Annotated in this window: 10 protein-coding genes and 2 pseudogenes; 7 read left to right on the top strand and 5 right to left on the bottom strand. The window is 51.2% G+C overall.

The features are described from left to right. The coding region (locus ACJROR_RS14485) for a hypothetical protein (RefSeq protein ID WP_406547716.1) at positions 1-664 on the top strand (664 nt) is incomplete at its 5' end. Positions 665-755: 91 nt separating this feature from the next. Here ACJROR_RS14485 and ACJROR_RS14480 read toward each other — a convergent pair. The 4 genes and pseudogenes from ACJROR_RS14480 to ACJROR_RS14465 all read right to left on the bottom strand — a co-directional run bounded on the left by ACJROR_RS14480 (position 756) and on the right by ACJROR_RS14465 (position 1643). Next, positions 756-977 (bottom strand): hypothetical protein, encoded by a 222-nt coding sequence (locus ACJROR_RS14480; RefSeq protein ID WP_406547715.1) that lies wholly within the window; start codon positions 975-977, stop codon positions 756-758. Next, entirely contained in the window at positions 977-1345 is a 369-nt protein-coding gene (locus ACJROR_RS14475; RefSeq protein ID WP_406547714.1) for a DUF3990 domain-containing protein, read from the bottom strand. Before ACJROR_RS14475 ends, ACJROR_RS14480 begins: the two co-directional genes overlap by 1 nt. Positions 1346-1365: 20 nt before the next feature. Next, positions 1366-1464, bottom strand: a pseudogene (locus ACJROR_RS14470) (DUF3990 domain-containing protein); the annotation flags it as partial. Continuing rightward, the gene (locus ACJROR_RS14465) at positions 1461-1643 is read right to left on the bottom strand and encodes a DUF3791 domain-containing protein (RefSeq protein ID WP_406547717.1); all 183 of its coding nucleotides are present in this window, start codon (positions 1641-1643) and stop codon (positions 1461-1463) included. The pseudogene ACJROR_RS14470 and the gene ACJROR_RS14465, both read right to left, overlap by 4 nt. Before the next feature lie 535 nt (positions 1644-2178). Here ACJROR_RS14465 and ACJROR_RS14460 point away from each other — a divergent pair. The 3 genes from ACJROR_RS14460 to ACJROR_RS14450 all read left to right on the top strand — a co-directional run bounded on the left by ACJROR_RS14460 (position 2179) and on the right by ACJROR_RS14450 (position 8444). Continuing rightward, positions 2179-4737: an MBL fold metallo-hydrolase gene (locus tag ACJROR_RS14460; protein WP_406547713.1), complete on the top strand. Its 2559-nt coding sequence runs from the start codon at positions 2179-2181 to the stop codon at positions 4735-4737. A gap of 192 nt (positions 4738-4929) precedes the next feature. Next, complete coding sequence (locus ACJROR_RS14455) at positions 4930-6393, top strand: BspA family leucine-rich repeat surface protein (RefSeq protein WP_406547712.1); 1464 nt, start codon at positions 4930-4932, stop codon at positions 6391-6393. A gap of 155 nt (positions 6394-6548) precedes the next feature. Next, positions 6549-8444, top strand: coding sequence for an AAA family ATPase (locus tag ACJROR_RS14450; protein WP_406547711.1), 1896 nt, complete (start codon positions 6549-6551; stop codon positions 8442-8444). Positions 8445-8568: 124 nt separating this feature from the next. Here the strand turns inward: ACJROR_RS14450 and budA are convergent, their stop codons facing one another. Continuing rightward, positions 8569-9402: an acetolactate decarboxylase gene (gene budA, locus ACJROR_RS14445; protein ID WP_406547710.1), complete on the bottom strand. Its 834-nt coding sequence runs from the start codon at positions 9400-9402 to the stop codon at positions 8569-8571. Between the two features lie 396 nt (positions 9403-9798). On the opposite strand from budA, the gene ACJROR_RS14440 reads away from it, so the two are divergent. The 3 genes and pseudogenes from ACJROR_RS14440 to ACJROR_RS14430 all read left to right on the top strand — a co-directional run. Beyond that, complete coding sequence (locus ACJROR_RS14440; protein ID WP_406547709.1) at positions 9799-13122, top strand: HAD-IIIC family phosphatase; 3324 nt, start codon at positions 9799-9801, stop codon at positions 13120-13122. A gap of 116 nt (positions 13123-13238) precedes the next feature. After that, a complete protein-coding gene (locus ACJROR_RS14435; RefSeq protein WP_406547708.1) occupies positions 13239-13451 on the top strand; it encodes a DUF3791 domain-containing protein in 213 nt (70 codons plus the stop codon). Further along, positions 13448-13818: pseudogene (locus ACJROR_RS14430) on the top strand (DUF3990 domain-containing protein); the annotation flags it as partial. The gene ACJROR_RS14435 and the pseudogene ACJROR_RS14430, both read left to right, overlap by 4 nt.

Genomic DNA, 13818 nt, shown 5'->3' with positions numbered 1-13818 from the left:
AATATACCGTGCCTACAGAAAGAGAGTTGCGCCTGCCCATATGACCATGTCCGGGCTGAATGTCTGCCTTGACAGCTGGGAATGCTTTCGGTCAGATACCCTGCTGGAACTGAAAACTCCGAATGTTGATGTGCGGGAAGCTCTTGAAAAACTTGGATATTCCCTTCCCGGCCATCTCGAAATAGAAGACCTGCGCCGGGAGATACTGGAAGGCATCCCCATGAGCCGAATTCCGGTAACGCTTCGCACAAAACGCAATACCGGAAAAAACACCGCCCCCTTATCTCCTGAAGAAAAGCTCGCCGCTCAGGAAAAGGGAAAAAATGACACCCTGAGGAAACGCGCTGAAGACAGGAAGGATAAGGCTGTGGCAAGAGCGGAGAAGAAATATCTCAAAGCCAAAGAAAAGGCTCTTGAAACTCGTGACAATGCTCTGAAAACGGCCAAAGAAAAGCTTGGAAAACTGCGAAAGAGCTATAAACGTGAAGAATGCGACACCAGGGATTGTGACAGTGTGATGGCAAAGATAACCGATATGATTGACACCGCCAAAAAAGCCTGCGAAGAAACTCTGGATCTGGCCAAAGAGACTCTGGAAAAGGCGAAGAGTGAAGCACTGGCTGAGTACGAACAGAATATTAAGTCTTTGGAACAACAGCAATAATTCTGTGCAATCGATGATATTGGGGGCCGTGCACATAAATAATCACATAGTCACATGTGGTTGTTGCTGTATGCACAAATTTCTTTTGATCTTAGGATAATTCCGGTTCGGTCTTTTTTAAAATATCAGCCAGCACCGTATAATCAAGGTACTGGATGTCTTCGATTCCCTGATGAATTTTATTTGAAAGTCTGCTTCTGTAATAAACCGACATCGCTTCTTCCAGGGAAATGTCATTTTGTTCGGCAATGTATGCAATCAGCCGCTCTTCAAGATTCTCCTGATACAGCTGTTCCAGCGCTTTATCGTCCATTAGCAAACCTCATAGGCAGCTTCAAAATGCAATAGTTCATCAATCGCAGACTGAGAAACGAAACATATCTGGTCATAAGCCTTATAAACCTTTATCTCCTTTAATGCCCTCTCCCGATCCCAGATGCCCTGATGATACATATCCACAACTCTGAAAACTTTATCATCGGCAACTCTGCCGATAATAATGTCATATTGCGCATATGCAGTTTTGCCGTCCCGGCAGGCACAGACAAAATCAATCCAGTCCCCGAGATCTTCCTGAAAGGTCTTAACCTTAAAATCGCCAAAGTTCTCGCATAAAGCATATTGATTTGATTTACTATGGCAAAATCCCTGTCCAGTATATCGGCTTTTCTTCGCACCCACTTCTCAGCCTGAACCCTGACGGTGGTAACATAAAACCCCTTGCCAAAATCTAAACGCCGATAAGAATGCGCGACATCCGGTTTTTTGATAATTTCCAGACCGCCATGATAGACAATCACACTTTCACTCCTCTGACCCGCAAATACTCCGAAATATCATTTACGACATATTCTGTGCTCTGGGTATGAAGGACATCATAGTGTTTAACTAGAAAACCGTTAATGCAATCCGTTTTGCTCAGCATGCTGTAAACTTCGGAAGGGAGCTTTCCCCATTTATTAGCGCAGGCATGTATCATGTAGATAACAAAAGAAAAGATTTCCCTGTCCACTTCAAAAGCTCCCGATTCCGTTATGAGTTTCCGCGCCGTTTAGTTATGAGTTTTGCCGTTAATTATGAATTTTGACTGCGTTCAATCTGGCCCAAAAACGGCAATCTGACCAAAAAAGCAAAGGCGCAAAGCTTTGAGCAGGTCTTTGGCTTACCGTGGTTTTACAGCACCCGCAGCGTTTTTACCTCATGCGCCGTATGCGGATTTTTGGGGCGGATGCAGCTTTTGACGCTGAATTCCCGTAATCCGCCAGAATACCTGCCTGATAAGATGGCGCCGGCCCTGCATTCCCGCATTCCCGGCATGCTCTTACATTCTATCCGCAGCGGAGCGATTTGGGAAACTACGGTATAATAAAACGGCCTTGAGAGCAGAGAATGCCGCTGCAGACGGGAACCGAATCAATCCCTGCCGCCTGTTCCCGGCTCAGGCATGGTTACGGCAGATCAGTAAGATTCATGCTGCCGGATTAATTGTCTTACAGATAAAGAGAACAATACTGATGAAACTCGGATTTGCCGGCGGGGCCCAGGAAGTAGGCGGAAGCTGTATCTGCATTCGGATCGGAGACAGAGGAATCCTGCTTGATTCCGGGATCCGTCAGGGGGGCAGCAAGGATCCCCTGCCTAATTTCAGACTGATACAGGAAATGGGCGGCATTGATGCCATCATCATCAGTCATGCCCACATGGACCACATCGGATCCCTGCCTCTGATTTCACGGGCCTATCCCAATATCCCGATTTATATGACCCCCATGACCATGGAGCTGACCCGGGTTCTCCTGCAGGATTCCCTGAAAATCATGTCCATGAGGGAGGAGGAGATCCCGCTCTACGGCGAAGCTGACGTGGCCGCCATGATGGAACGTATTGTTCCCCTGCCGGAAGAAGCCGAAAAGGAAATACTCCCGGGCATCTCCTTTGTGTTCTATCAGGCCGGGCATATCGCCGGAGCCGCCTGCGTTTACCTGAAAACCCCGGATGGCACGGTGTTCTATTCCGGAGATTTTGCGGCGTTCTCGCAGCAGACCATCGAAGGGATCCGCATTCCGAAGCTCCGTCCCGATCTGTGCATCGTGGAAACCACCTACGGCGATCGCCTCCATTCCAACCGGCAGGTGGAGGAAAACCGCCTGATTCAGCTGGTGGCAGATGCGGTCTCCGCGGGCAAAAAGGTGCTGATCCCCAGCTTTGCTCTGGGCCGCGCTCAGGAGGTAATCCTGCTTCTCCGCTCCGGCATGAACCGCGGCCTCATACCGCAGGTTCCGGTTTACGTGGACGGCATGGTGCGGGAAATCTGCCGGGTCTACCGCCAGTTTCCCGCCTGCCTGAAAAGCAAGCTGGCCCGCAACATTATCAAAGGCTACGATCCCTTCTATTCCGCCGAGGTGAAGGCAGTGCTCCCCTCCGCGGATCGCAATGAGCTTCTGGAGCAGAAGGGGCCGGCCGTGTTTGTCGCGAGCTCCGGCATGCTCAGCGGCGGCCCCAGCGTTCTTTATGCGGAAAAGATCATCCCCCGGGAGGACGGCCTGGTTATCATTACCGGTTACCAGGACGAAGAAGCTCCGGGCCGGGCGCTCCTGAAGCTGGCCGAGGCAGCGGAACAGGCAGCATCCGGAAGTCAGGATCCCGCTGCCGAGCCGGTAAGCTTTGTTCTTGCGGGACGCAGTATTCCGGTAAAGGCCCAGGTCTGCAAGGTGGGGCTTTCAGCCCACGGAGACCAGGAGGAAATCCTCGGCCTTCTCACCAGACTGAGTCCCCGGGATGTGTTTCTGGTGCACGGAGATCCGGAAGCCATGCCGGCCCTGGCCCGGCTCATCACCGGAGAGCATCTCCGGGGCATCCACCTCCCCCGCTGCGGAGACGTCAAGGATATTTCCTACCGGGTTACCCGGAAGCAGACCAGCTTCAGCTGGCCCCAGGTTATGAATGAAACCGATGCCCCTGATGAAGCCGGTCTGGAAAAGCTACGTCTTTTTGTCAGGGAGCATTATCCCGAGCGGCAGTTTAAGGCCCTCCAGCTCATGGAAATCTGGCACGGCAAAACCATATCAGACCCCGCTGAAATTACCAGGTGGCAGAAAATGCTGCTGGATTCCGTCTGTTTTGCTTCGGACGATCTCCATTTCTTCCTGTTTCACCCCGCCACGGAGCAGGAAATAGCAGCTGCCAGAGCGCCCCGTGAACTTAACCTGCAGACGGTTACCGAGCTCACGGCAAAGCACTTCTCCTTCCTGGGCTATAAAAAAGCCGGGGTTTATCCCGAAGAAAAAAAGGTGGTGCTGCGGTTTACCTTCCCCGATGCAGTAAACCTGGACGAGTTCGAAGCCGCCGCGGAATGCTTTGCCGAGGAGACCCAATGGACAGTCTCCATCCATCCCGGCACCAACCACACCGCCATGCAGCAGCTCCTGCAATCTCTCTTTGAAGGCCGGATTGAGAAGGTCAGTTATTTTGAAAATAATAAGAGCTACCAGGTTACTATTTCCGGCCTTAAAAAATCCGATCACAGCCTTAAGGAAAAGTTTCAGACCGAAACCGGATGGAATCTTCATTTGTCTCCCGGTTCCTCCGGAAAAGCCCCTGCCGGAAAATCTCCCGCCCCTGCCGCCCTGCCGGCTGAGAACTTCGCGCCCCCGAGAACCGGAAAGCCCATGGAGCAGAACGAGGCGTTTTCCTGTATCCGAAGCTTCTGCGACCGGGAAAACATTCCCCTTCAGAAGGCGGGGATTAAAAACGATCATGCCGGAAAATACATCGAGCTTTCCTTTATCACCGGCGAAGTCGGCTGGCGCTATGCCGACAGAATCAAAGTCTTGTCGCAGCATACCGGGTGGCGTCTGGTCACCAGCGAAACCGTAATGCAGAATCTGGTGCTGGCCATTGCCGCCGCCGCGGCCGAACGAGCCGGCCTCGTTCTCAAGAAGAATCCTTCCTATATGCCGGTAAATAAAGAGGTGCAGCTAAAGGCATCCCCTGCGGCGCCGGATATTCAGGAAGCGTTTATGGCAGAGGTTAAGGAAAAGACCGGGCTTAACTGCAGGATCATCACTGTTTAGCGGACATTTCCGGAAGTCTTACGTAGCTCTGACATCAGGACTTTTCTGGAACTGATTTTTTTCGGGAACGGCTATGCAGTTTTTGGCTATGCAGTTTTTGGCTATGCAGTTTTTGGACATGCTGCTTTCGGACAGGCAGTTTTTTTAACATGCGGTTTACGTTGTCCCGCAGGCTTCTGAAGGAGGTTATTCATGACAGCAAAGCATCATCCCGCCACTCTTGAGGAGCTTAAGACTCTGGTATCGGATCCGAAGGTGGCTCTGGGAGATATCGACACCTCTCAGATTACCTCCATGGAAAGGCTTTTTAAGGATTCGGTTCGCTGGGATTTTTCCGGCATTGAGTCCTGGGACACCGCAAATGTTAAAAGCATGAAGGGCATGTTCCAGAACGCCAGATTTTTTAATCACCCCATCGGAAACTGGAATACCGGCTCCGTCACAAACATGGAGTCCATGTTCCGCGATGCCACAGAGTTCAATCAGCCGCTGAAGGGCTGGGACACCTCCAAAGTTAAAAACATGAAGGAGCTCTTTCTCAATGCCCGCCGCTTCAATCAGCCTATAGGAAAATGGAATACCTCCAACGTTACCAGCATGAAGGCTCTTTTCTGCGGGGCGGAAAGATTTAACCAGCCCCTGAACAGCTGGAATACCGGCAAAGTGAAGCATATGGAACATCTCTTTAACGGCGCCAGATCCTTCAATCAGCCCCTGGAAAACTGGAATACCTCCCGCGTGCAAAGCTTTGCCGGCATGTTCTGGGACTGCAGTTCCTTTAACCGGCCCATCGGGAGCTGGGATACCGGGAGCGTCACGGATATGTCCATGATGTTTTACAAAGCGGTGCGCTTCAACCAGCCCGTGGACGGATGGAATACCTCAGGAGTAACCGACATGACGGGGTTGTTCAGCCATGCCGTGAAATTCAATCAGCCTCTGAACAGCTGGAACACCTCCCGGGTAAAGTCCATGAAGATGATGTTCGATCATGCCGAGGCTTTCAATCAGCCCCTTGAGAACTGGGATACCTCCAATGTTTCCAATATGAATGCCATGTTCAAACACGCCGAGCGCTTCAATCAGCCGCTGGCATCCTGGAACACCTCTCAGGTTACCGACATGAGCTATATGTTCGCGGATGCTTATGCCTTTAACCAGTCTCCGGAAAGCTGGGACACCTCCTCTGCTGAAAACATGGAGGCCATGTTTGCCAGAGCAGAAAGCTTCAATCAGCCCGTGGGGAGCTGGAATACCTCCCGGGTGACCTCAATGCAGCTCATGTTTTATGGGGCCAGGGCTTTTAATCAGCCGCTGGAAAACTGGGATACCTCCCAGGTGGTGAATATGAACGACATGTTTCATGATGCGGAAAATTTCAACCAGCCTCTGGGAAGGTGGCATACCTCCTCGGTAAAATATCTGAGCAGCATGTTCTCCGGCGCCGTGTCCTTCAACCAGCCCCTGAATGACTGGGATACCTCATCAGCTGTAAGGCTGGATGCCATGTTCCGGGATGCCCGCCTGTTCAACCAGCCTCTCGGGAGCTGGAATCTCAGCAAAGCCGAAACTATTGAAGATATGTTTGCCGGAGCGGAATCCTTTAATCAGGATCTGGGGGCGTGGCAGCTGACCTCTCTGAAAAAAAAACAATAATAAGCAGGGCAAGAGCAAGGGGTAAAAGCAAGCAGCAAGAGTGAGCGGATAAAGATACGCAGTGAACACTGCGGGAAACTTCTCTCTTTAAATTGCCGCCCCGGTAATTTTTAAGTTCAGAAAACTCAGCCTCAGAAATAATCAAAGGATGTATTATGAAACTAATACCTGATTCATTCTCAGACTTTCAAAGCATTATCAGAGATAATTATATTTACATTGACAAGACCGCATTCATCGATAAATATGAACGTACCGGATCCCGGGTATCACTGTTCCTGCGGCCCAGGCGCTTTGGTAAAACCATGTTCACTGAGATCCTGCGTTACTACTACGACAAAGCTCTTGAGAAGGAAGCTGATGAACTCTTCCGAAACACCTGGATTGCAGATCACCCCACTCCCCGCAAAAGTTCCTATGCCGTGCTCAAACTCGACTGTTCTGGCATCCGAACAATCGGAGGGATTGAAGACACCATGAATTTTTTCATGAAAAGAATAGCAAATGGCATTTGCGATTTTTATTGTTTATACCCGGAACTGATTCCGGCAGATTTAAAATCCGAAAACATTCAGGATTCCATAGACAATATTAGTAAATTCTATGATGACAGGAAATATTTCACCTCCCCTGCTAAAATCATCGATAATTTTCTGGAAAGATTCATTTCCAGAAAACAAGCCTTCAGATTAATGATTATCATTGACGAATACGACAATTTTACCAATGATATTCTATGCCGGGATCCCCAGATGTTCGCCGCCATTGCCCGCAAGGAAGGAGAACTGGGATCCTTTTACGGTACGCTCCGCAATTACCAGCAGTCCAAGGTCATTGAAAAAATTTTTATCACCGGAGTGCTTCCCGTTACCATGGATACGGCCGTCTCCGGTTTCACCTCCGCCAAGCTTTCCTTTAAACCGGAGCTGAACAGTCTGGCCGGCTTCACTGACAGCGAGGTTCTGGAGCTCATCAGGGAGTCTGTTGATTTTGAGAAATGTTCTTATTATCCTGAAAAGCTGCAGCAAATAATGAAGCTCCGTTTTGACGGGTATCGCTTTTCCAGAACCGCCAAGGAGAATGTATACAATTCCGCCATGTGTCTCAGTTTTCTCAGCGAGCTCAGGGATAATGAATTTGAAAGCATCCCGCCTTTCAGCGTCATGTCCGCCAATGATGTTGACTATGTTAAATTGACTGGATATCTGGATCTCATAAACCCGCAGGAACGCGGCGCTGTCGTTAATGCCATTCTGAGAGGCCGCATTATTCCGTACAAGACCCCCGGAACGGTAAAGCTGGCTGCGGAGCATGAAACCCTGACCAAGGACGAAGGACTTGCCATTCTGTATCATCTGGGCTTCTTTACCCTGGCTTCAAAGGATGAGATCCAGGCGTTTACCGATGACCGCGATGATGACTGGGATTATCTCAGAGTACCCAATGAGCACTGCAAAATGCTTTTCTCAAAATACTGGTTTGACAAGCAGAAGGTCTCCTGGTCTCTGTTTGACAGCACCTTTGATCTGCGAGGCATGGCCCGGGCCAATGACTCCGCCGTCATGGCGGCCTTCCTCCGCGCCGTGGCTCCGGGGTTTGTAAACACCGACAATGTCAAACTGGGAGAAGCCCAGGTGGTACTGGCCATGTATACCGCGCTTACCATGAACACCGGTTCCTCCTTCCGTCTCACCCGGGAATATGCCATCAGACATAACGGAGCTTATGTCATGCGGGACTCTCCGGAACCCGATACCGCAAATGCCAGCGCGGGTTCTTCCGAATACCGCATAAATATCCGGGCCGGGAGAGCGGATCTTGTTGCCGAAAACATCAGGGGGAGCGGCCCCAGCTACATCTTTGAGGTTAAGTACGCTCAGGATGTCCCGGCCCGGGAGGAAACCAAGACCAAGGTACGGGAAAAGCTCTTCCGGGCAGCGACGGAGCAGCTTGATTTCTATGTAACGGATGATACCCTGAAAAACCTCCCGGATCTCCGTCGCTATGCGGTGATGCTGACCTACGGAGAACTGTCCATCAGGGAAGTCTGATACCGGCAAAAAAAGACCGCAGACTTATGCAATCATGCTTAAATCCGCGGTTATTTCGTTACTGCAAGGCTGTTACCGCCGCCGGGGGACTGACCTTTCGCCGTCAGATCCGGTCCCGGACAAATCACTTCTCCCCGGTTTCAACCTTCTTGATGTCAGCGCTCTGATCCACGGTAAGATCGAAGCCGTTAAACATTTCATTGTCAGGAAGCACCATGGCAAAGCCGTCGGTGCGATCCATCTTAACGTTCAGCTTGTCAGAGTTAACCTCAAACACATGGCCGCCGGACTTTTTGTCATCGGTGATGAAATGGAAGTGCCAGCCCACGGCATTAAGGCTGCTCATATAATCAGGGCAGTACAATCCTACAATCGTTCCCGTGACTTTCTCGCGTTCAAAGAAGGTCTGATCGGTTTCCAGCACCTTGGCCAGAGGCTTATAGGGCTTTTTCTGAGCGTATTCGCTTCTGAAGCCGATCTTGGCGAAGGTTCCTTCGATCCGCACCATGTAAAAATGATTGCTTCCCGAGGCCTTAACCTTCTTATTCAGCTCCTCCTTAAGAACTCCGATGTCCTTTATCCCGCTGAGCTCGAAGGATTCATCCGCATCCAGGAAGGTAACATTGGCGAAGGGCACGGTCTCGTCATCCGGCACTGCGGCGGTTTTGCCTTCATGATTGGCCCGGTAAACCACGCCGTCCAGCATGATAAGCTCGCCGTTCAGCCGGTCAAAGGTGCCGATGCCGATATCCCCCAGCTTCTTGAGCTGCCCAATTGGCACGGTGCCGTTGTAATCGCCGAAGGTAAGCCCCTGCAGCAGAGATACCTGATTAATCACTTCCCGGTTAGCGGTATCGCAGGACTGATTTTCCGGAGCGCTGTATACCGGAGCGGCGCCGCAGACAAATGCGGCTGCGAATGCGGCCAGAACCCTGGCATTAACATTGAACTTCATCATATTAAGTATATTCCTTGCCCGAAATTAAAGAACAGTCCGGAAAGCCCCTCCCGAAAACCGGGCTTAGCGGAGCTCCGGATTGCATAACCAAATTTACGTTCTATCACTTTTCCGGGAGAACGCTGAAAAGAGATTATTAAAATTAGGTCTCAGATCACTATGCGAACAGACCCGGCGGCTGACTTTCTGATATGTTTCAAAAAACGGGGCCGAACTCCGCCGGAGTAGCTGATGCTCCCTGCTTTGCCCCCTTTATTTGCTCCCTGGCGCCCCCCTTCCTTTGCCATTTCTCTTTTCCCAAAAACCGGCGTTATCGTTATAATCTGTGAGATCATTTTCGAGCGCGAAAACCGGAGAGAGCCGGTAAAGCGGAGCCGTTTGTTTAAAGGTCTGGCTATGGAAACTGTTAAATTAGTGATCTGGGATCTGGATGAAACCTTCTGGAGGGGCACTCTGTCAGACGGAGCGGTTTCTCCCCTTCCCGAAAACATCAGGCTCGTTAAAGAGCTGACAGACCGCGGCATTGTTAATTCCATCTGCTCCAAAAATGATTTTAATAAAGCCCGCGCCGAACTTCAAAGCGCCAGGTTTGAAGCGGTCTGGGACTTATTCGTGTTTCCCTCCGTTGACTGGTCTCCCAAGGGGCAGCGGGTGGCCGCCATTATCCGGGACATGAACCTCCGGCCGGCGAACTGCCTTTTTGTGGATGACAACCTCAGCAATCTTAATGAGGCTAAATTCATCAGTCCGGATCTCAATGTCGCCGCTCCCGCGGAATTTGCCGCGCTCATTAAAGCGGAGGAGGCCGCCTTCCGGGGCAAGGACGATGCCTCCCATTCCCGGCTTAAGCAGTATCGGATTCTCGAAACCAAGACCGCGGAAAGAAAGAGCTCCTCCTCGAACGATGAGTTTCTCCGGCAGTCTGAAATCAAAGCTGAGCTCATTGAGAAGGATCTGGATCTCAGCAGAATCCATGAAATGATCCACCGGAATAACCAGCTTAACTTCACCAAGGATCGCATCAGCGCAGATGAGGTAAGGAAGATTTTCACGGATCCGGCCATCAGAAGCGGAGAAGTGCATGTTACCGACAAGTACGGGGATCACGGCATCGTCGGCTGTTATGCTCTCAAAGACGGCAAGCTGCTCCAGTTTGTGTTTTCCTGCCGGATTCTGGGCATGGGAGTGGAGCAGTACGTATATGAAAAGCTCGGCTGGCCGGATATCGCGGTAGTCGGGGAGGTGGCCTCTAAGCTTAACAAGGGAGAGGTGATCTCCTGGATAAACGCCTCGGGGGATGCCGGGGACGCTGCAGGTGTTAAAGCCGGAGATAATGCCAAAGCCGGGAAGCTTCCCGGACGCCTCCTGGTATACGGATACTGTCCCCTGAGACCGATCTGGGCCTACCTGGAGCATGAATTTGAAAACGCCGTTTTTAACCTGATATTCCCCATGCCGCCGGTATGCAATCTCGGGGTGATGTTCCGGACGGATCCCGCGGTTCTCAAAGAGTATCTCAGCCAGACCAATACCCTTAACCTGAATACCTTTGACAGTTCTCTTCTGGCCGGAAAGGCGGATTATCTTCTGATATCCTTCATTAACGAACTCGAAGCCTTTAAATACACCAGCAGGGATAACCCAGAGCGCTTTTTCTATTCCTCAGAAGCCGATGATTTGGACGCCGGCTGGATCCCGGAACGGATCTCCTGCGCTGATCTCTATCGCGAAATCTCCCTTTTGGCGGAGCGGCTCAGAAACAAGACCAGAATCTTTATTCTGACATCTCCGGAGGTGGTTTTTGAAATCAGGGGCCGGGACGGCGATTACCAGAACCGGATCAGCTCCAATAAGACCGCGGAAAGACTGGCCCGGGAAAATGACAATGTCAGCCTTATTGACATCAGAAAATATGCCCGGCACGAGTCCGATTTCTTTGAAACCATGGCCAATCACTACAACCGGGCTATCGGCTATGCCTGCGCCAGGGATCTGATAAGTCAGATCAAAGGGCAGAAAACCGCTGCCGAACCCGACTCCGCTTCAGCCGCCGCTCCGGAGGCGCCGCTGCCGGCCAATGCCATTACCCGCAGAATCCCCGTAAAGGATTATGACATCAGCTGCGCCTTTTATATCAGAAATTCCGAGCTTCATTTTGCCGTAAACTGCGCCGGGCTTGCCGGGGTGAGCTTTGCCTTCCGGGTTTTCTGCAACCGCTATGAGATCTGCCGAATAAACGGGAGGGAGAGCCGCTTCTCCATGAACGTGACTAATCCCGGTGTTTATCATGTGAAGGCCGAGATCCGGCGGGACTGGAAAATCGGGAATATTTTCCGAAGACGCCGGCTTTGTTCCTTTGACTCCGGGAGGATTAACTACTCCGCATTTAACTACATGGAATATATTGATCCCAAGGCCCCGAATTATGATTTCTGCATTAACAGCATTGATCAGTTCTGGAAGGATAACACCGGAGACGCGGCAATACACGCCCGGTTTACCGAGCAGCTTACGGAACTCTCCGCCAGCGGCGTGAGCGTCGGGCAGTACTTCAAGGAACGCGGGATTGCGCGGATCAGCGTCTTTTTTGATGACAAGGATGTGGGCAAAGCCCTTCTGACCAATCTCGGCATGTCCGGAATAACCATAGACCGGGTGTTTTCCACCGACAGCATCTCCTCGGTATACGTGCAGGAGCCGTCCCGCACTTATAAGGTTTGCGACATCAACCATATCCTGAGACTGAAAACAGCAAGAGACATTCTGCTGATTGCTTCCGTTAACTATATGCGCCCGTACGTAAACAGGCTGCTCAAAGTCAGAAAACAGATCTTCGGCCGCCATCTTGATCGCATTTTTTTCCGAAACAGGGAACGCTGCTGCTTCCTGGATTACATCCTGTCCGCGCTGATGACCAGAACCTTTTTCCCGAAAATGCCGGACAATCTGGTTATCGGGGTGAGAACCGGCGGTTTCTTTCCTTTTTCCGAAGCGATGAAATATCAGGAGACCACCCTGCTTTCAGAGCGCCGGCATCTCAATATGTCCAATACCCAGGCCTGGCAGCTTCTCCGGCAGAAGAAGCTGGAGCCCTTTGCGGACTATATCAGAAATGCCGATATTCCCAAGCTTATGGAAACCATTAAAAGTCCCGGAGTTACGGAAAAGGACGGCCGGCAGGTTCTCAAGGACTGCCGCGGGAAATACTTCAATGTGGAAAACGGCTTCCGGAAAACCGTCGGCGCCCCCGCGGAGTATCAGGGCACGGTTTACCTCATGGGGAACTGCCTTGTTTACGGAGCCGGAGCCGGCGATGACGAAACCATTGCCTCGTACCTCCAGAAAATCCTGCCCCTGCCCTACCGGGTGGTGAACTATGCCAACGTTATCTGGGATGACTGGAACCGGGCTCTGGAGCTTCTCGCTAAGACAAAACTGGAAAAGAATGACATTGTGGTGTTCTTTCTGCCCAATGCGATCCTCCCCCATGAGCCGCAGCTCATCCACTGGCTTAATTACGACGGTCTGCCTGATCAGGTGGTAAAGGCTGATGCGCTGCCGCTGTTCCTGAGGAAGGATCGGCCGGTGTATTTTGCTCTCCCCCGGGCCTACACCCCCGCCTGCAATCAGGCTCTGGCCAGTCTGGTTAAGGATACCATTATGAAGAACCTTCCCGGGGCACAGGGTTTTGCGGCAGACAGCAGGATAAATGAGATTTAATAAGGCCTTGATCAGGGTATTGCCCCGTGGGGACGGGGAGAATAGCGGTAACTGAAAGAATGAGGGAAACTGCATGACAGGAGATGAGATCATAAAAACCAAGGAAGAGCTGGAATTTGCCGTATTTTGCGTTGAGAGCATCGCCCTTGCCCTGCGCCGGAATCCTCCGGAGATTTTATCAGCCCCTGAACAGGGAAAGCAGCATCCTCACGGATTACATTATTCCCTTCTATGACGTTCTCCATACCCAGGGGCGGGAGTACATTGTAAATGACATTTTTGAGGTTATGAGAGAGCGGGGGATTAAAGCGGGAGAGCTTAAAGCGTGATTTTGCATCATGGATCCTACACAGCCGTGGCTAACCCGGATCTTCTTCATGCCCGGGCAAATACGGATTTCGGGAGAGGTTTTTATCTCACGCCGCTGTACGATCAGGCCAAAAACTGCTGTCAGAGATTTAAAAGGCGCGGCAAAGACGGCATTGTTTCCGGTACATTCCTGACGATGAAGCTTTTGCAAAACTGAAGCTGCTCCGTTTCGCAGCGTATTCCGGGGACTGGCTTGATTTCGTGATGGCATGCCGCAGGGGAACTGATACTTCTGACTATGACGCGGTTTCGGGAGGCGTGGCCGATGACCGGGTTTTTAACACCGTGGAACTCTTTTTGGAGAATCTCATAGATAAGACAAAGCCA

The sequence above is a fragment of the Succinimonas sp. genome, assembly GCF_045225735.1.
GTDB lineage: Bacteria > Pseudomonadota > Gammaproteobacteria > Enterobacterales > Succinivibrionaceae > Succinimonas.
The sequence above is the reverse complement of the archived record's forward strand: the minus strand, read 5'-3'. Positions and strand labels throughout refer to the sequence as shown.